Below are 19,931 nucleotides of genomic sequence, written 5' to 3' on the forward strand. Positions count from 1 at the left end.
AATGGAAATGGATAATGTCAGTCCAGGGATGAATCACTTTCTACAAAGGGCAATTCATGACCATTATTTATCAATTTTCTATTCCTGATGTAACCTGTAGTGCCTGCACCCAGCCGATCGAAAACCGCCTGAAAGCGGATTTTAACCCAAAATATGAATATTATGCCGACCCGGCAAGCAAAACGCTTAAAGTGATTGTATGGGAACATAATGAAGAGGATGTTGAGCTGGGCGGCAAGATTTGCGGTTTTCTTGATGAGGAAATGTGTGTTACTTGCAGGTTTATGGAAAGCTATTCTCTAAGTTTTCAAACATTACCCAAAACCGGAACGACAGCGAAGCCCCAATCGCCTGCACTGGAATCAAATATCGAGGACGAAGACCAGAGCACGTTCTGGAATCAGTTAAAAAATGGCTTAGTTTCACACTGGTTTCAGGGCAGTGTGGGGGTTACTGCCGGATTTGTCTTAATGATTCTATGTATTCTTTCAGGCGGTCTCCCTCTGGCGGCCATGATTGCAATAGGCGGAATCAGCAGTTTACTGACATTTCTGATAGGCTTTTCTACATTCAAACAGGCTTATCTGGATATTTTCAAATCAAAAAAATTGAGTATGGATACTTTATTTGCCATAAGTACCCTGGTGGTTTTGGTGGTTTCCCTGGCCTCATTTTTTGTTCCCTGGTTTTCCATGATGTTTGAAGCGGCCTTATTGATTCTTGGATTCCGTCATATAGGTCAGGCGATTAAAAACTCCCTGACCAGACAGTTAATTACTGCGCAAGCCTTTGAAGATGATCTGCCAGAGTTTGTTCATGTCTATGAAAATGAACAATTGACAGAAAAACCACTGGAAGAGATTGAGAAGGGAGAAATTCTTTGTATTTTTCCAGGAGAGATAATCCCTGTGAATGGAATCTGCCTGACGGAAGGCTGCGAATTTTATACAAGGGAGATCAATGGCTATCCCCTGCCTAAGAAACTCAAACAGGGTACGGAGTTACTTTCAGGAATGCGTCTTACAAAATACCCCTCTCCCTTGATGATGCGGGTCAGTCATACAAAAGCTGAATCGCATCTTGCACATATGGATCATGCTTTAAAGATTGCAGAGATTTCGAAAGCACCGATTCAGCATACAGCCGACAGGCTTATGCAGTATTTCATCCCCTCGGTGTTTGCCATCGCAGCGCTGACTGGTCTTATCATCGGTCTTTTTTTTCCTCCCGTTCTTGCTATTCAATGCGCAGTTTCAGTACTGGTTTCTGCCTGTCCCTGTATTTTGGGCTTAGTTGTTCCTACGGCAATGAAAATCGGAATCCACAAAGCAGCCCAACATGGGGTTCAGTTCAGCAGTCCTGAGGCCCTGGAAACCGCCGCAAGAGTCACTGCAGTCGTTTTTGATCTCCATGGCACTTTAACCACCGGCATTCCGGTAGTAGAAAAAGTACAGTTTTTAGATCCTGTTCTGAATCAGAAACGCATATTTTCTTATATTGCCGCCCTTGAAAAAAAGGCGGAGCATTTTATAGGTGAAGCCTTGTTTGAGCACACTGCGGCTTTTGGAGAAGAGTATAAGTCTTTGCAGATTGAAGAGTTTAATAACAGGGATCACTCGGGAGTCAGCGGGATCATTGACGGGTTTGAGATCTGTATTGGTAATGAAGATTTCATGCGAAAACATCAGATTGCTGTCGATATTGATCCGAGTGTCCTCGATGATGCGGATTCTTTAGCCTATGTCGCCATTAACGGAAAACTGCAGGTTTATTTTAAACTGGTCGATCCTTTGAGAGAAGATGCATTCCGTACTCTGGAGATTATGAGAGCCAATGGTATCGAAGTATTCATCAGCACTGGTGCCTGTGAAGAAACTGCAAACCGTTATGCTAAACGCCTTAAGATCCCAACTTCTAATATCTGGGCAGGCAGAGTTGCCTTGGCCGATAAAGACAAGGACCATTCTAAATCACAATTAATTAAAGAGTTGAAAGATTTGGGCTATGTCGTGGCAATGGTGGGTGATGCGGCGAATGATTCAGTGGCGGTCACTGATGCTGATTTTGGCGTGGGTGTTCAATCGCAATCCTCTCATGTGCTGACATTGAAAAAAGCGGGCGCTATTATCCAGAGCGGTTCGCTTTTACCCATTGCAACTATTTTTACTGTCGCTCGGCAAACGATGAGTAATATTACTCAAAATCTGTATTTTACTCTGGGTTATAATCTGTTTGCGGTGCTGCTTGCCAGCACTCTATTGATTGCTGCAGGTTTTGTACTCAATCCGGGAATAGGCGCCAGCCTGATGATTTTGCAGATGGGTTTGGTTTTCTGCAATCTTTGGCGCTTCAAAAAACAGTCGATACCCCATTTGGAGTGTTGCGATTCACAGTTTGACAGTCAGAACGACCGCGATTCCTATGCTGATTTACAGCAAATATTTAAACCCAATGATTTGGCTTTGGAAGAGTTGGTTGAGCCAGATGCTGGTGGCCTCTATTTTCATTCATACAAAGGGTATCAGCAGGAAGAGAAAATTAGCGCAGCAGCTGCGAAGGGGATGAGTTGCTGGTAGAAGTGATTACTGGCAGGCGCTGCCATTAAGTTAATGAATTTTCTGTTATTCCTGAGCCTGCGTTGGTGTAAACGTAAGAGAAAATCCCCTCTCCCAAGTTTGGGAGAGGGCTAGGGTGAGGGTTGATTTTAACCCCCCTCTCTCTAACTCTCTCCCCTGAGGGGCGAGAGAATTTCGTAAGGTACGAACTTCTTAAGTTAACACCTATTCGCTTCGCGGGGAGGACAGTTTAATATACATTGAGCTAACTTAATGACAGTGTTGCTGCCAGGAACATTTATTTACTGCTCTGTTCTTTCATCATCTTTTCCATTCGCCGCTGGGTTTCTTCTTCTGAAACGTCCTCGATATGAGTGCCAATGGACCAGATGTGCCCAAAAGGATCAGTGAAAGTGCAGGTACGATCCCCGTAGAATTGGTTTTCTAAAGGACGAGTAATTGTGGCCCCTTCTTTTTCTGCGAGTTTAGCCACTTCATCCACGTTTGGAACATAGACGTATAAGCCGACTGGCGAGCCGCCATAACTTGCCGGGCTTTTGGCATGGGCTTCTTCGCATTCGTCAGCAAGCATAAATTTGGAATCACCGATACGAAGCTCAGAGTGCATAATGCGGTTGTCGGGACCATCCATACACATGACAACTTCTGCGCCAAGTACCTTTTTATAGAATTCCAAGGCCTTACGCGCCTCTTTGGCAATGAGATAAGGGGTGATGTGATTGTAATCATTTGGTTTATAATTAACGCTAGAACTCATAGCGGCTCCCTGTCTATGACTGTAATTGGAATTAACATACTAATAGAAATTTCGGTATTTGTCTTATATGAAAAAAATTGAACGTGAATTTTACGCCCGGGATACGACCATTGTGGCACAGGATTTACTGGGAAAATATCTGGTTCGCCACATTGGTAATGAACAGAAAATAGGGCGTATTGTTGAAGTGGAGGCTTATTTGGGACAGCATGATCTTGCCGCGCACTCTTCAAAAGGCCTGACTCCAAGAACACGTGTCATGTTTGGACCAGCGGGCCATGCCTATGTGTATCTGATTTATGGGATGTACTACTGCACCAATATTGTCACTGAAACAGAGGGGAAGGGCTGTGGCGTTTTGTTGCGGGCACTCGAGCCCATCAAAAATATCTCAGAGCGTACTCAAGGCCCTGGCTTGTTATCAAAAGCAATGGGGATCACCAAAGAGCATTATGGACAGGATCTCTTAAGCGATCACTTTTATCTTCTGCAGGATGAGCCAGGACAAACCCCATTTTCGATTGTTAAAACACCTAGAATTGGCGTTAATTATGCCAAGGAATGGGCAAACGAATTACTACGCTTTTACATCAAGGATAATCCCTTTGTTTCAAGAAAATAACCGTCATGAGCTGCGAAAATCCCCGGTTCTCGGATCGCGCTCTTTGTTATCAAGGCGTCCTTCGTCCTGTTCGGTATCCAGTTTTTTATCATCGGCTGACTCGACCGCTGTCGGTTCTTCAGTTTCACTGCCTTGATCGGGAGAGTCTTTGGGTTGATTCATTGCAAAATTCCTCGCTTGTTAATTTTCAAAGCGTCGTCTATCTTTAAATAGTTTTCTTTAATTATAGGATAGACAGAAGCCAGAGCAGTAATTGGACTCAGTCGTTTTATCTCTTCCAGGAAGGAGCAGATAATGAAAACATTGATATCTACAATGATTATTGCTTTCTGGTTTTCAATTTTTGCCTGCACAACGACGGAAACGACTCGCAGGGAAATGTCCGGGGTTGGTCATGAAAGCAGTAAAAATACAAAAACAGAAGAGCATGTGCATTCAGCTCAAGCCGCTGTAATCGATGATCTAAGCCATAAATAGTTCATCTACTATTAAAAATGTTATATTATTGTGCTCATTGATAAATTTATTGGGAAGTCGGTGAGCATTATCAATAAAATTGCGATGGGCCGGATCCCTAAAGCATATCGCAGTGTGATGGGTTACTATCCTGACGTCATTCTTTATGAATGTAGTCAGAATCAATTTGAAAGCAAGTGGCAGCAATTAGCAAGAGCCAATTATATTTATACAGATGGTTATAAACTGCGCCCTGCGGAACGATGGCGATACTATTTCGAATCTTTTAAGGGCTGGTTAGGATTTACTAATCATTGCGATGAACACCTGGTGCAGTTATCACTGCGCAAGTTTGCTTATTATGGTTATTTAAAAGGATATCGGCCTCATGAGACGATAATAAAATACCCTTTGCCTCATCGTTTTCAGCAGTTGGCTTGCCAAAATCGAAGCTCTGAGGTTTCCACTGAATTGCAAAAAGACTTGCTCCTTTATTATCGAAATCACTCCTTTTATTTCCCTCAATTTAGCTCCGGGCGGGGAATATCTCCTCCGTCTTATTTTGGAAAAAGTTTCGCCGCGCTGAATTTATGGGATTTAATTCCCAGTCTTGACCCTCAGGACAGTCACCTCATTACTCAAACAAGAGAAAATCTTGAGCCTGGCTTCTACCAGCGCTATTCTTTTCTGAATGGCAGCCATTATGCAAAGGCAGTTGCAAAAGATTATCTGGATAAAGCGAAACAGGATAAGCAAAGCCTGTTCTATGGTTTTACTCCTGTTAATTTGTTCATGGAGAATCCAAAGGTTAAAACTCAGAGAAATCTGGAACATGCCTTGTACTATGATCCCGAAATTTACCTGCAGGATTTGGAGATTTATATAGAGTATTTTCTTGAGAAGAAAAATTTCGCCAGTGCCGTTAACCTGATTGTTGAATTGAAAGATCTCAGAAAAGCCTGTACTTATTTAATCAAACACTTTAGTGCTGACCAACACATGACCCTGGTGACTGCAGGCAGCATTTTGGCGATTGAATTGGCGAAACATTATCTAAGAGATGCAAGGAATATTGGCAATATTCGGCTGGCAATGAAGCTCGATCCCGAATTAGCTAAACGAGAACCGGCAGTAGTGTTTCGTGTGCTGGTGGCAGATCAAAAATTTGAGGATGCGTATACACTTTATCAGAGATGTTCTGATGGCATTAATTTCGATCGGAATAGCTGTTCACTGGCTTCCACCTATTTTCATCAGGAATCAGAAAAGAAATTAAAAATGGGTCGTGATTTCAGAGGATTGACTGACTGGGAAAAGGCAGCTCCCCTTTATTCGCAAGCTCTGACAGCCAGCAGACAGGCTTATGAACTCAATCCATGCGATGACAGGACTGAGCATTATACCAGTTCAAAACGATTCTATGCCCAAATTCTCGTCGATGCGGATGAGGCCGAAAACACTGATATTTCAAAATGCAAAATTGCCCATATTATTTATGCGATTAAACTGCTCAAATCCTGTCAACCGACGGATAGCATTGAAAAGGAATATCACTGTAAAGCTCTGGTTAAAGCCCTGATGCGAAAAGTTGATTATTTTTGTGAGCTAATTCGCGTGCCGGCAACCTACTCGGCGAATTTGGATGTTCAGAAAGAACACCTTGCAGAGCATACAAAAAATTTTAAACGGATCCTGGAGTCCTTGAAGGAAATAGTGGCTTTATTAGAAGGCACAAAGGACCGGGAGCAGAAATTAATACTGGGAAAAGCTTATTTTCTTTTGGGTGATATTAATTATTTTTTTGATTTAAATGAAAATAATCTGCAATATTTTAGAAAAGCAGTGGATACCGTACCGCTTAATCCTTTTTATAATTTACGCTATTATGAAAGGTTGGTTGTCAAGCAGGAAACCTACAGGGATAAGGGTATTAAAAGGCTTAAAGAGCTGGGATTCGAAGTTTTTGACTGGCTGGACTGGGATAAAGAACGCTGGGATCAAAATTTTCGCATTAGTAATATAAAGCAAATTCATTTGCTTGAAGAAACCGCAAAATCACCGGGATGGTTTTCAAGTTTTAGCTTAGGATAGTATAGAGCCTCTGCTTTTGCATAGAGATAATGACATATCCGAACTAACTTAACTCCCAAGACCATCATCTGGAGCCGGTGGAACTTCCGGGGGCGCTGAAGCGGGTGATGGGGCCGACGGAGGTGCACTGCCTGCCAGAGTTGACATAACGTCTGTCGCAAATACCGTAGCGCCAACGGCTATTTTGGCACCAGCCACAGCGGTTAGTGTAGTGCTGATGACTTCTGTGATATGCTCGACAGCAGAGGAACTGGCTTCTTCTGCTGCTGCAGCTACTCCTTCTGAAACCACGCTTCCTGCGCCGACAGCTGCAGCGGCTTCACCCGCTGCAGCAGCTGCTGCAGCTGCATCCGGGCTTGGTATACCCAGACTGATCAATGCGCCGCCGATAGTAACATTGCCAGTCACTCCAAACTCAGCGCTGTCAAAAGCGGTAACCGCTGCGGAAACGTTCGTCGCAGGACAGTCTATTGTTAAACTGGGCGCCACAATTTTAATGCCAGATGGGTCAATGATCAGCGATGATCCTCCCACTTGAAGCATGATCATGCCAAGCGCCTCCTGGATTATCATAGGAGAGGTGTGCAAACTGGTCGCTGAATCATCCGTGTATTTAAATCCCTGGGTTATGTGCATTGAAAAAGGACCCAGGTACTGAATGAATCCTCCCAGGACCGATTTAATATCGATTCCTGTAGTATCCGTAATATGGCAGCCAGTGTAACTTTTTATAGTGGCGCCCAGATGATAACTGCCGGTGAATCCTTTTACAGAGTTAATATGGGATCCTAAGGTGTGCAAGGCAAAATTACCATTAACCTCCGTAATCATGTGCTTCCCAATGGAGCTCATTACATTTTGATCAATAAAATTGTATTGACTTTGGTTGATCTGGACAGTTTCATTCCCTTTGACCTGGTAGTTTGTATCCTGATGGCAAACCATCGTAGCGTTCCCTTTGACGAAACGGGTGTAATCCTTGTCTACACTAAGCGTTTTATTCTGTTTGACGGTTATATTGGCGTCTTTACCAATATAGGAGTTTGAGTGGCTTAAAGTGCTCAGATAGTAGCCCATATCCTGCTGCGATTGGAATATGTTGTCCGTACCCAGAATCATGGTGGTATTATTGTGAGGAGTACGCAGTTTTATTCCCTGGGTTTTCCCTTTTTGTTCATTGATAAAGAATACGTTGTTTTCCTTCGTTTGCAGTCCCATATAGTGCTGGTTATCACTAATAATCAGATTCCGATGAGTTGAATTGTCAATAGCGCCTAAAAGAATAGGCAAATCCGGATTACCAAAATGAAAACCGATAGCAACTTCCATTCCCTTACGCATAGGCAGGCTGAAAGCGTATTTGTCGCCAATATAACTTTCCAGCTTGCGGACCCAGCGGGAGCCCTTTCCTGGCCCATCATCACTGATGGCAATACGAAACTTATAATGCCCTTTCTCATTAATCTGGACAGTATCTTCACCTCCTTCATGGTCTACGAAACCGGGGAGTACGCCGCTGATGCGGGGAATAGGCGTCTGAAGAACGGAGCGAAAAGGGATTGCCTTATCGATTGCACGGTAGTCGCAGGAGAAATGATCCTCCGCTGCATCAATAGCGACTGAATGATAGGAAAAAAACGATTTTTTCTGCGAGCCGCTATATTTGGCGTGGATAATCAGCATCGGCTTATTCAAATGACCGAGCTTAAAATGCTGGTGTTGTATAAAACTGCCGGGATTGATCAGTGCTGCACTGGCGGTGCCATTGAAAATCTCTTTTTGCCACTTGAAGCTCTCGGCAATCTGATTAGCGATACGCTGGTTTTCTTCCTGGCTTTGAACATTTTCAGCCCAGTAAACAATCTCTCCAACTCCCTGGGGATCAATGGCTGCGGAAGAATTGTAGGATTTGGAGGATTGTTGATAATTGTACGATTTTACTTTAACTTCAGCAGGCTGGGAGGCGGTGGTAAATTGAAAATCATAAATCAGGTTGGCCATGGGGTCGAATTCACTATCCGTTGTATAGCCGTGATAGAATAGTCGATTGATGTCCTTATTCAGTTGTAATGTGGAGTTACTGTCGGTGATAACCAGAACTTCATTATCAGCAGTGTGTTCAAAAAAATAGAATAATCCTTCTTGCTCCATCCAGCGAGTCACAAACTGCCAGTCGACCTCATTGTATTGAAATACGAATTCGCGTACAGGATGAGAATTCACAAGATCAAATCGGACATGATTAATATTATTTCTCTGAAAAACATGCCGCAGAATTTCCTCAATTCTTTTTTCGAGATAAACATGGGTACGTCTGGTTTTTTGCAGGCGAGTCACTTCAGGTTGAATAATCATCTGGTACACATAATATTCATCGAGACTGTCTGTATGGCTGAAGTAATGGACGCGGCCATGCAGAGAGCTTTCGGCTCCCCCTTTGGTCGTAAAAGTCATCTTGGCAGGATGATTAATAATTTCATTACCGAGAATGAGGCGTTTGGATGCAAGCTCAACACGAAACTCATAGAGTTCTGATACCCCCATCGTCCCTTCAAACTGCAATATTTCGGTTTCACTGCCTTCAAAAAGCGCACCGTGCATTCGGGGCATAAGAATCTGATTTTGCATGCAATTCTCCATATACGTCATTAACAACAATAGCTATTGAGTTATAGACTGTCAACTGGCTATAAGGGTTAGCCGGTAATAAGCCTTGCCAGCAAGGCGGATTGCGAGTGTTTATTATCTTAGTATCACATTGAATGAAGCGAGTTTAAGCGAATACTTCAATAATCTGGTTTGTGCTGTTAAATTTTTGAAAAGATTCTGAATTGGCAGAAAAATTAATAATTTGTGCTATGGTTAATTTATAAGTTCAGAATTGGACATACTTTTTGGAACAACGGAGAGGAAAATGGCACGCAAAGATCAGTCTGTGGCCCCGAAAGAACGGGTCAATATTGTGTACAAGCCCAGCATCGAAGGGGCGGAAGAAATAGTTGAGCTTCCCCTGCGACAGCTGGTGTTAGGTGAATTTACTAATAAACCGTCCAAACTTCCTCTGGAAAAAAGACAGACAGTCAGTATCAACAAAGACAACTTCAATCAGATTTTAAAGCTTCACGATATCAGAATAACAACAAGAGTTCCCAACCGCTTAAGCAACGATAAGAATGATTTTATTCCGCTGGACCTGAAAATTCAGTCTCTGCATGATTTTGAACCTGATCATCTTGTCAAACAAGTTCCTGAATTGAGAAAACTGATGGAATTGCGAAATGCTCTTAAATCCCTGAAAGGGCCTTTGGGTAACACTCCGGAATTCAGAAGAAAGCTGGATGCTATTGTTAAAGATCCTGGCATGAGAGATAAATTATTAAAAGATTTGGGTATTGAAGAGAAAAAAGATTCGAAAGATCACTAATCAATAACCCAATTTTGAGGAGATAATGATGGCTGATATGAAAGAAAATCCGGGCAAGGGCCAGGATAAATCAATAGTTCATGATTTGTTGTCAGGGATTGAAATTTCCCCGGAAGAAGAGCGGTATGAAGTAACTAAAACCGGGATCCGCGCGTTCATCGATCGTATTGTTGAAGAACATCGAACTGATGAAGCGGTGACTTCGGCGATGGTTGATGATGTGATTGCTGATATTGATGCCCAGTTGTCTGTGCAAATGGATGAAATCCTGCATAACCCGGAATTTCAGAAACTGGAATCGGCCTGGCGGTCATTAAAATTCCTGGTTGATCAAACGAATTTTCGTGAAAATAGTCAGGTCGACTTTATTAATGTGACCAAAGATGAGTTGTTTGAAGATTTCCTGGACTCTCCCGAAATTGTGAAATCAGGCTTGTTCAAACAGGCGTATAGTTCAGAGTATGGCCAGTTCGGTGGTAAACCTTATGCAGCCATTATTGGAAATTATACCTTTGGACCTTCACATAAAGATGTGACCCTGCTTCGTAATATTGCCGCAGTCAGTGCTATGGCGCACGCTCCCTTTATTGCAGCAGCAGGTCCTGAGTTTTTTAATATCAAATCAATGACTGATCTGCCTACATTGAATGATATCGCGGCCATTTTTGAAAGCCCTGTGTATGCGGAGTGGAATGGTTTGCGTGAGTCTGAAGACGCACGCTATATCGGATTAACTTTGCCCCGATTTATGCTGCGCATGCCCTATGATGACAGAAGTTATAATCTTCGCACTTTCAACTACAAGGAAGATGTCAGCCATGGTGATGATGGCAGCTTTCTATGGGGTAATGCGGCATTCGCTTTCGCAGGACGCCTGGCCGACAGTTTTGCCAAATACCGTTGGTGTGTGAACATTATTGGTCCTGAAGGCGGTGGTACAGTTGATAATTTACCCTGCTATTTCTTTGATGCCATGAAGGAAGTGCAAAGCAAAATTCCTACCGAGCTGTTGATTTCAGAGCGACGTGAGTTTGAGTTGTCTGAGCAGGGATTTATTCCATTAACCATGCGGAAAAACAGTAACAACGCTGCCTTTTTCTCGGCTAACTCGATCCAAAAGCCAAAAACCTTTGTCGATGTCAGCGGAAACAAGGAAGCGGAAGCCAATTATAAACTGGGAACTCAATTCCCCTACATGTTTATCATTTGCCGCCTGGCTCACTATTTAAAAGTTATGCAGCGTGAAAAACTGGGTATGCATAAAGAAAGAGTGGATATGGAGCGCGAGCTGAATGAGTGGATTGGCAGTTATGTGGTGGATATGGAAAATCCGGTTGCCGAAGTAAGAGCAAAAAAACCGCTGCGTTTTGCCAAAGTCACAGTGGAAGATGTTGCCGGGGAACCTGGATGGTATAAATCCACTTTAATTGTCAGACCTCATTTTAAATATATGGGCTCTTATATTACTCTACAATTAGTAGGTAATTTAGAAACCGCCGCTTAAGGAGAAAATGGCTATGCAACAACCGGAACTTAATGTCGTACCCTTGTTGCCGGAAGGCGAAGTGGTACGCACCCAGTATAAGCTGATGGCAAGAATAACAACGACTGCGGCAGGCGTTATCAAGGGCAACAGCTCCGTTAAAGGCTATGAGCAATGGGTACAGGCGGTGGACTTTAAAACATCAACTGTCAGAAATTTCGACGCTCAGGATCAGCTGATTGGTGTTCCTGATGCTAAGTTTTTCCGACTGACTACACTCTGGGATGGCGGTGGTATTGTTCCTTTAACGCAAAGTATTTTCACAGGAGAAGATGTAACGACCTGTGATATTCACTGTCTGCGTTCAGGTCCTCAGGGGGAAGTACAACCTGCTGTACTGATTACTCTGAGTCAGGCGAAAGTCCTTGAGGTGGATTATGTTTACTCTCATGTGGCAGGCCCCCTGGTGATTGTTGATTTGCATCCCGTATCATTCAAGATAGTTGACAATCTCAATCGTTATGAGTTTAGCTGGAACTTAAGCCGATTGTCTCGCGAAGCATAAACGACGGCTTGATTAACTGATCCATACTTAAATCACTGTGACCCGGCTGCCTGCAGCCGGGATTTCTATTTAAGGAGAGCCTTGTGAGAGGGGAGCGTTTAACCGAGCGATTAAGGCGATGGGCCAGAAAAGATTCCAGGTCTCTGGATCAGTCTGAACCTGAAATATTAGTCGAGTCAATAAGAAAACATATCGAGCAGATCCTGTCAACCCGACAGGGTAATGCGCCGATTGATGACAATTATGGCTTATCTCAGTCACCAGCGCTGGTAGAGGATTATTCCCTGGCTCGCAAGGAAGAACTGGCAGAGCATTTAAGTCATCTGATTAAAACCTACGAGCCCAGAGTGGCCCAGGTTAGAATAAGCAACCTAATCATTAATCCTGATAAACAGTTAATCACTTGCCATATTGATGGAACCTTAAAAAAACCTTTTGAAGAAATATCGGTTTATTTCACCACGATTCTGACAAGTCATGGTAGAGTAATAGTGAGACTATAGTGCCTGAAATTGATTATTAATCATTGTCCAGGTTTTACATGCTGAAGGATAAGCCATGATTCTCGATTACTACCAATCTGAACTGAGTAAGATAAAAAAACTGGCCAAGGAGTTTGCTTCTGCCTATCCTGCTATTGCTCCAATGCTAAGAGAGCAGAGCACTGATCCTGATATTGAAAGGCTTCTGGAGGGGGTTGCATTTTTAACCAGTCAAATCCAGATTTTGCTCGATGACAATTTGCCGGATATGGTAGATGATTTAACTCAGCTTTTCTTTTCTCAGTATTCTAGAGCCTTGCCCAGCACTTCCATCATCCAATTTATTCCCAAACCTAATCTGGGAGAAGCAATTTACGTCAAAAAAGGAACGGAGCTGGCTTCCATTCCTGTAAATGGCACGCAGTGCCTGTTTCGTACCGTAGTGGATGTGGCGGTTGAGCCGGTATTGATTGAACAAATCGTATTTAAAGAGTCACTTCAGGGTGACAGCCTTCTGGAAATCAGTTGCCAGCTTTGCGGTGTTACCTTGCAAAACTGGAAAGGCAAAGAACTACGTTTTTTTATAAAACAGCCCTGGGAAGAAGCTTGCAATACATTTTATATGCTGCAGCGCTATGTAAAACGGATCATTTTACGGGCTGATAATGAAAAAGAGTATATCCTGCCGCTTGAAAATCTGGTTGCCTGTGCTCTGGAATCAGATGATCCCTTATATCCACTGGCATTTAAAGATGACAATACGCATTGCATTCTGCATCAGTATATTAACCAGCCTTATAAATTTCTGTTCTTCAAGTTAAAGGGATTTGATAAATGGTTAAGAGAAACGGATGCCTTGAGTTTCAGGGTTTCGCTTGAGTTTAAAGACATCCCTGTCTGGTTTTCTCCTCCAGAAACAGGCAATCTGATTTTGCATACTGTTCCGATTATCAATCTGTTTGAGCACCATGCCGAGCCTATTCAGCTCGATCATAAAAAGCCGGAGTATCGCGTTATCCCCAGTGATAATGCCGATCAACACTATCAGATTTATGAAGTAAAGCAGGTGATAGGATATCGCCAACGCGAAAAAAGGCAGATAGTGTATGATCATGTCTTAAATTTTAATGACGAGCTGGATTTAAACAAAAAATATACGATACATAATCGCCCCTCGATAAGCGGCAACGGGCGGGATATTTATTTAGGTTTTTTTTACAATTTTGGCCAGGAGTATCCCGTTGACGAAACCCTTTCAGTGACTTTAACCTGTACGAATGGAGATTTGACTACCCTGCTGGATGAGGGGGATATTACCCGTTTTACTGACAGCTCGCCCGAGAATTTGAGTTTCACCAATATTATACCGCCCTCGTCCAACATTCCGCCGCTCCATAGTCAGGCCTTGATCTGGAATTTTCAGTCCTTGCTAGTGCTGAATTTTGTTCAGATATTGGATAAAAACTATTTAAAACAAATTGTTAATCTTTATCTCTATGAAAAGGGCGAAAATTACCACCTGAACATGAGCCGAATACAGGGTGTTGAAGATATTCTGGTTGAAAAGAGCAGGCGTTTGTATCTTGCTGAAATGATTGCTGGAGTGAACATTACATTAATATGCGAGCCAGATCACTTCAAAAGTATTGGGGATATGTACTTGTTTGGCTGTATCCTGGATATTTATTTTTCACAGAACTCACCGATAAATACATTTACTCAACTGAATTTAAAAAATTCACGTACTAAAGAGACCTGGAAATGGACACCAAGATTGAACAATCCTCACCAGAAATAGTTAAAAAGCTTTTAGCTCAGCCGAAATCTTTTAATTTTTATCAGGCTATTCGGTTACTTAATCATGAAATTGAACAGGAAAGATTGCAAGGAATTCCCGCAAGTCTTGATATCGTTCCCTGGCTAAGCCTTGCCTTTCCTGAAACCGATATTGAAGACATAAAAAAAAATCAGAATAAATATATTTTAACCGCTACTTTTTTAAGTTTGTTTGGTACCACCTCTCCATTGCCAACCTTCTATACAGAGCAGCTTATTCAGGATGAGTTTTATGAAATAGGAGAGGTAAAATATTTGCTGAACATTATTCATAAGCGATTATATGACCTGATGTATGGTGTCTGGTCTAAAAACAGGATAATTGAGCAGTTCGTTGAACATCATAACCGGGAAATAGAGGATGCACTTTTTGGTCTGATTGGTTTGGCGCTTACAGAGGTTAGGGAAAAAATTCCTCATTATCTGCGCTTGTTAAAATATTCCGGGCATTGGATTAATACTCATCGCAGTTTGAATGGCTTAAGAAATTTTCTGACGGATTTTTTCAAGGTACCAATTGAGGTGAAATCATTTTTTCTTGCCATGCAATCTATTCCTTATGATCAGCGCTGTCATATTGGGCATAGCAATCATCAGTTAAATCGTACTGCCTATCTTGGCAGCAGGATCAGGGCTAGCAGTAATAATGTGCTGATTCGCATCGGCCCATTGAATGCTTCCGTATTCCCTACATTTTTAATTGATAGTTCCAATATTAACTTAATGCAATTATTGCTTAAACTTTATGTCCGTGAGCCTTTTAATTACATGATGGAAGTGATTCTTGACCGAGGCTCACTTCATGGGATGCAATTATCGTCAAGCATGTATCCTTTGGGGGTAGCCAGTTGGCTTGCTCCTGAGAAAGAGATTGAATCCTTCACGGTAAGGTACTGGCTTAAAAGCAGACTGTCATGAAGAAATGCCAGTCTAGGTTCAATAGTTCTGATAACAGCGGCAGGTAATCATGTTAACCGTCAATTTAAAAGCTTTGCTGGAGCGTCTGAATGACTATACCGCTCTGACACTCGAGCAGTCAGTTAATTTATGTATGCAGAAAACGCATCGGGAAGTTACTATTGATCATTGGTTGAGTGAATTACTCTCCAATCCTCGCAGCGATATCAGTCTTATTCTTGAGCAACAGGCTCTGGTGCCAGACAGCATTCGTTTTGATATTCATTCCGGTATTGATAAATTGAAACAGGGGCACAGGGGAAAACCCAGTTTCTCGGTTTCTCTTTTTGACTGGATGCAGGACGCCTGGCTCATCGCAACTTTAGAGCAAAAAGTAGAGAAAATACGTTCAAGCTCTTTGTTATTTGCTCTGATTAAAAAGCACAATCATTATCCCACCCATATTGGAAATGAAATTTTTGAGCTTCTGCCTTTGGAAAGTCTAATGAGCCATTGGCAGGCGGATACAATGGAGTCTGTCGAACGGGATATCTCGCAGTTAGGTTCAAACGCAGAGTCTCCTGAGAATCAATCCCGCCTTGGGGAGTCTCTACAGCAGTTTTGTATCAATTTGACCGAAAAAGCCCGAACTGGGCAAATAGATCCAGTGTTCGGCCGAGAGCGTGAAATTCAGCAAATGGTTGATATCCTGGGGCGGCGGCGTAAAAATAATCCAATACTGGTGGGCGACCCTGGCGTCGGTAAAACCGCGCTGGCTGAAGGGCTTGCTTTGGAAATCAGCAAGGGGAATGTTCCTGATTTTCTAAAAAATACCAGTATTCTTGCTTTGGATTTAGGCTTACTGGAAGCTGGCGCGAGTGTAAAGGGCGAGTATGAAAGACGCTTGAAAGCGGTGTTGAAAGAAGTATCCGCCGCCAAATTTCCAATAATATTATTTATTGACGAAGCGCATACACTGATTGGTTCAGGGCAACAGCAGGGTGGGCTGGATGCTGCCAATATCCTGAAACCGGCTCTTGTTCGCGGTGAATTGTGTATTATCGCTGCAACAACCTGGCATGAATATAAGAAATATTTTGAAAAAGACGCCGCCCTGGCAAGACGATTTCAGCTGATTAAATTACAGCAGCCGGACATCGAGGACACCATTCGTATTTTGCGGGGATTGCAGCCAATATATGAAAAAGCACATGGTGTAAGCGTTCGTTCTGACGCCTTGGAAGCAGCGGCAGAACTGTCCACCCGCTATATTTCCGGACGACAGCAGCCTGATAAAGCGATTGATCTGATAGATACAGCGGCAGCGAGAGTAAAGATTAATCTGAGTGCGAAACCGGCCGAGGCCAGTGCTATGGAAAATCAAATTGAAGCACTTGAGCAGGAGTTGGGCAGTCTAAGTAAAGATAAAGAACAAGGCCAGTCCATTGATCCTAAAAAATTAAGGGCATTGAAGCAGGAAATTAAAGAGAACAAAGCAAGGCTCAATGCAATTCAGAACGATTGGGAGGAGGAGAGTGCTTTAATTAGTGAGCTACTGGCTATCCGTGAGGAGATTTCAAAAAAACCAAAAAAAAGCAGCAGCTTACAGAAAAGGCAACAGGAGTTGATCAACATCATGGGTGAGCGAAACATCTCGTTAATTGAGTATGAAGTTTCACCAGAACTTGTCGCAAAAGTTGTTTCAGACTGGACGGGCGTGCCATTAGGTAAATTGCTGAAAAACGAATATTCCGCTCTGCTTACGCTCGAGCAGAGTCTTGAAGAGCAAATCAAAGGCCAGCATGAAGCGATTGAGGTGATTTCACAAAAGTTGAAAGCTGCGAAAACCGGTTTAAGCTCTGTCGACAAGCCTTCCGGTGTGTTTCTACTGGTGGGACCGAGCGGTGTTGGCAAAACTGAAACTGCATTGGCCATCGCAGAGCGAGTGTTTGGGGGCCGTCAGTATTTAACAACTATTAATATGTCTGAGTTTCAGGAAAAACATTCGGTCAGCCGCCTGATAGGATCACCTCCGGGCTATGTGGGATTTGGTGAAGGGGGTATGTTAACAGAGGCTGTACGTCAGCGCTCCTATTCAGTAGTGCTCCTGGATGAAGTTGAAAAAGCGTCACTGGATGTCATGAATTTGTTTTATCAGGTTTTTGATAAGGGCAGTCTGACTGATGGAGAGGGCGAGGAGGTCAATTTCAAAAATACAGTAATTTTTTTGACTAGCAATTTAGGCAGTGATCTGATTCTTCGGTCTGATAATTTATCACAGCAGCAATTAACCAAACTAATCTGGCCAATTTTATCCGCGCATTTTCAGCCTGCATTGCTTGCCAGAATGACTGTCGTCGTTTATCGTGCATTGTCGCGGGCCACTTTAAAGGACATTACTCGCCAGAAACTTGAGGCGTTTAAAATGCAACTGGTTCGCACGCATGCTATCAAGCTCCAGTTTAAAGAAGCAATAATTGATTATCTGGTAGATAGTTATAATGAGCCTGAATTAGGGGCAAGAGAAATTGAATTAACCTTGCATGCTCAAATAATGCCTGCCCTGGCTAAATATATTCTTGAGGCAATGACAAAAAACAGAGAATTGAATGCCTTACTCCTTGAAATTGTGGACGATGAGATAGTGATAAGCGAATAGTCGTGGCAAGTTGCTTGCTATTTAAGATATTCTATTGATATCATTAAGTTGTCTAGCATTACCTGCAAATAATTAAAATAAGAAAGGGAATGTCGGTGTTCAAGAAAATATGTTTACTCTCTGTGGTATTGCTAACTGCCTGCACAATGGGCGGCAATACGAAACAACCCCAATTGGCAGATTCTTATCAGGATAATGCTATCCTTATGCGTATTGAGGCGAGTAAAGATCTCAATCTGTATAACGATCAAAAACATACCCTGAAGCTTGTAATTATCCAGGTAGAAAAAGTTGAAGATGTTCAAAAGCAGTTGATGTCTTCTGATTCTATCGCCAAACTTCTTGACAGCGCTGATGATTCTGAAGACTCCAAGAACAAGGCCGGCGACAAGCAAGTATACATGCACACCTTGTTTATCACACCGGGCAGCAAAAAAGTGTATACCTTCCCCCGCTTGGCTGGTGCAAGGCGAATTATAGTAGTTGCAGGATATTATGATCTGGTACCCAATCAGGTAGTCCGAGTATTTGAAATTCCTGTATTTGAAAACTGGAAGCCTGTAACCTTCTGGGAAATGAATCGTAAAATGGGCCGTATTGCCATATGTTTAATGCTGGGAGCGAAAGGAATTAATTTTACTGACAGCACATCAAAAGAAACAACTAGTGAATCTCTGAAATAGGATAAGCCAAAATGGTTTGGAAAACAGCAGTTGATTGGGAGCATGGACTTTTTCTACAACCACAACATTTTCAGTGTTCTGAGCTGCATCAACAGTTTCTATTAAACCAGCTGATGCTGAATGTCACGCCTTATTTCTGGGGATTTGCCCAGTTAAAATTAAATCATCAAGCGCTGAAAAATGGCCGTTTTGAAGTCGATAAAATGGCCTTGTTTCTTCCTGGCGGTGAATATGTTGAAATAGATTCCAATGCGGTTTTTTTACCACGCTCATTTTTAAAGGATTGGCCTGCCAACTCTGACTCAATGAAGGTATATGTGGGCGTAAAAGATTTATCCTTGTCCAAGAAAAATGTGACATCCGTCAACCAACTGGAGGACTTAACAGGTGTAACCACGCGATATATCAGTTATGCCTCGGGTGTGGAAACCGCTGATTTCTATCATCAGGAATCTCAGGCGCAACTAAAAACGCTGCAGTTTGTCGTTAAACTGTTCTGGGAATTTGAACTTGAAAACACCCATAATTACACCTTGATACAAATTGCTGAACTGAAGCGAATTGATAATGAGATTAAAAATAACCCTGTCTACATTCCCTCCTGTGTCAATATCGCCGCTGCGGAGAATTTGTTTATTGGAATGCGAGCGCTGCTTGAAAATTTGATGGGGGTCTGCAGCCAGCTTGAAAAGTTTAAATTGCCGATTGACTGGTATGCCAGTCATATTGACAAGGCTAATTTCGGGCGGTTATTCTCCTTACGCTCCCTTCTCCGGAGCGTCCCGGTATTAAAGCAATATGTAAAAACGGGTAATGTACATCCCTGGCACTTATTTACCCTGCTTGAAACAATCGCCTGTGAGTTAAGTTATTTTAGTACCGAGGTAAATTTGTTTAGTAGTAGCGAACAAAATACCACTATATTACCGGATTATAACCACCAGAATCTGACAACATGTTTTGCAGCGGTAAGAGCTCTTCTACAGAAATTAATTATCACCATTGTTGCTGATCCAGGCCGCATTCATAGAATGATTAAGGAGCATAATTACTACTATGCAGACTTGGGTCCCTATTTTATAAGGCCGGAGAGAAGGTATTATCTGGTCATATATGCGGAAAATAATCAGGAAGAAGTTGCCAGTATTGTCAAAGACTCCAGCAAACTGTGTGCATATTCAGATATTGTCACTTATATTGAATATGCCTTACCCGGTGTTCCTATTTCAAAATTAAGTGCTGCACCAGAAGGTATCCCTCGCGGCGCAAGCTGTCTGTACTATAAAATTGATAACCAGTCGTCGATGTGGTTGAAAATTGAACGTGAATTGAAAGTGGCCTTATATATGGGTAAGGCTCCAATTGATGTCGTCATAGATATTGTTGCTGTGGGAGCATAA

General features: G+C 42.5%; 16 protein-coding genes. 13 read left to right on the forward strand and 3 right to left on the reverse strand.

The features are described 5' to 3' along the window. Positions 1-56 precede the first annotated feature (56 nt). Positions 57-2,576, forward strand: coding sequence for a cation-translocating P-type ATPase (locus tag LXA66_RS12865; RefSeq protein WP_233013465.1), 2,520 nt, complete (start codon positions 57-59; stop codon positions 2,574-2,576). Positions 2,577-2,853: 277 nt separating this feature from the next. Here the strand turns inward: LXA66_RS12865 and LXA66_RS12870 are convergent, their stop codons facing one another. Continuing rightward, positions 2,854-3,333 carry a VOC family protein gene (locus LXA66_RS12870; RefSeq protein WP_233013466.1) on the reverse strand — a complete coding sequence of 160 codons (480 nt, stop codon included), beginning with the start codon at positions 3,331-3,333 and terminating at the stop codon, positions 2,854-2,856. Between the two features lie 67 nt (positions 3,334-3,400). Between LXA66_RS12870 and LXA66_RS12875 the strand changes: the two genes are divergently transcribed. Continuing rightward, positions 3,401-3,955, forward strand: coding sequence for a DNA-3-methyladenine glycosylase (locus LXA66_RS12875; protein ID WP_233013467.1), 555 nt, complete (start codon positions 3,401-3,403; stop codon positions 3,953-3,955). Positions 3,956-3,958: 3 nt separating this feature from the next. On the opposite strand, the gene LXA66_RS12880 is transcribed toward LXA66_RS12875, so the two are convergent. Then, entirely contained in the window at positions 3,959-4,117 is a 159-nt protein-coding gene (locus LXA66_RS12880) for a hypothetical protein (RefSeq protein WP_233013469.1), read from the reverse strand. A gap of 132 nt (positions 4,118-4,249) precedes the next feature. Here LXA66_RS12880 and LXA66_RS12885 point away from each other — a divergent pair, with 132 nt between their 5' ends. Both LXA66_RS12885 and LXA66_RS12890 read left to right on the forward strand, forming a co-directional pair. After that, a complete protein-coding gene (locus tag LXA66_RS12885) occupies positions 4,250-4,432 on the forward strand; it encodes a hypothetical protein (protein WP_233013470.1) in 183 nt (60 codons plus the stop codon). Between the two features lie 60 nt (positions 4,433-4,492). Continuing rightward, positions 4,493-6,502, forward strand: a complete 2,010-nt coding sequence (locus tag LXA66_RS12890) for a hypothetical protein (protein ID WP_233013472.1) — start codon at positions 4,493-4,495, stop codon at positions 6,500-6,502. 48 nt (positions 6,503-6,550) lie between these two features. Here the strand turns inward: LXA66_RS12890 and LXA66_RS12895 are convergent, their stop codons facing one another. Further along, entirely contained in the window at positions 6,551-9,130 is a 2,580-nt protein-coding gene (locus LXA66_RS12895) for a type VI secretion system Vgr family protein (RefSeq protein ID WP_233013473.1), read from the reverse strand. A gap of 286 nt (positions 9,131-9,416) precedes the next feature. On the opposite strand from LXA66_RS12895, the gene tssB reads away from it, so the two are divergent. From tssB to tssK, 9 genes are all read left to right on the forward strand, one after another. After that, positions 9,417-9,926 carry a type VI secretion system contractile sheath small subunit gene (gene tssB, locus LXA66_RS12900; RefSeq protein WP_233013475.1) on the forward strand — a complete coding sequence of 170 codons (510 nt, stop codon included), beginning with the start codon at positions 9,417-9,419 and terminating at the stop codon, positions 9,924-9,926. Positions 9,927-9,954: 28 nt separating this feature from the next. Continuing rightward, complete coding sequence (gene tssC, locus LXA66_RS12905) at positions 9,955-11,430, forward strand: type VI secretion system contractile sheath large subunit (RefSeq protein ID WP_304608167.1); 1,476 nt, start codon at positions 9,955-9,957, stop codon at positions 11,428-11,430. A 7-nt stretch (positions 11,431-11,437) separates the two neighbouring features. After that, positions 11,438-11,974, forward strand: a complete 537-nt coding sequence (locus tag LXA66_RS12910) for a type VI secretion system tube protein Hcp (RefSeq protein WP_083499222.1) — start codon at positions 11,438-11,440, stop codon at positions 11,972-11,974. Between the two features lie 83 nt (positions 11,975-12,057). Further along, a complete protein-coding gene (gene tssE / locus LXA66_RS12915) occupies positions 12,058-12,477 on the forward strand; it encodes a type VI secretion system baseplate subunit TssE (protein ID WP_165483125.1) in 420 nt (139 codons plus the stop codon). Between the two features lie 55 nt (positions 12,478-12,532). Then, positions 12,533-14,254 carry a type VI secretion system baseplate subunit TssF gene (gene tssF, locus LXA66_RS12920; RefSeq protein ID WP_233013477.1) on the forward strand — a complete coding sequence of 574 codons (1,722 nt, stop codon included), beginning with the start codon at positions 12,533-12,535 and terminating at the stop codon, positions 14,252-14,254. Next, the gene (gene tssG / locus LXA66_RS12925) at positions 14,218-15,210 is read left to right on the forward strand and encodes a type VI secretion system baseplate subunit TssG (protein ID WP_133140098.1); all 993 of its coding nucleotides are present in this window, start codon (positions 14,218-14,220) and stop codon (positions 15,208-15,210) included. The genes tssF and tssG overlap by 37 nt, the downstream gene beginning before the upstream one ends. Before the next feature lie 49 nt (positions 15,211-15,259). Continuing rightward, positions 15,260-17,848 (forward strand): type VI secretion system ATPase TssH, encoded by a 2,589-nt coding sequence (tssH, locus tag LXA66_RS12930; RefSeq protein WP_233013478.1) that lies wholly within the window; start codon positions 15,260-15,262, stop codon positions 17,846-17,848. A gap of 95 nt (positions 17,849-17,943) precedes the next feature. Further along, positions 17,944-18,531, forward strand: a complete 588-nt coding sequence (locus LXA66_RS12935) for a type VI secretion lipoprotein TssJ (protein ID WP_165483124.1) — start codon at positions 17,944-17,946, stop codon at positions 18,529-18,531. Between the two features lie 11 nt (positions 18,532-18,542). Continuing rightward, positions 18,543-19,931: a type VI secretion system baseplate subunit TssK gene (tssK, locus tag LXA66_RS12940; RefSeq protein WP_133140095.1), complete on the forward strand. Its 1,389-nt coding sequence runs from the start codon at positions 18,543-18,545 to the stop codon at positions 19,929-19,931.

The organism is Legionella sp. 16cNR16C (genome assembly GCF_021297775.1).
In the GTDB taxonomy this organism is placed as follows: domain Bacteria; phylum Pseudomonadota; class Gammaproteobacteria; order Legionellales; family Legionellaceae; genus Legionella_C; species Legionella_C quinlivanii_A.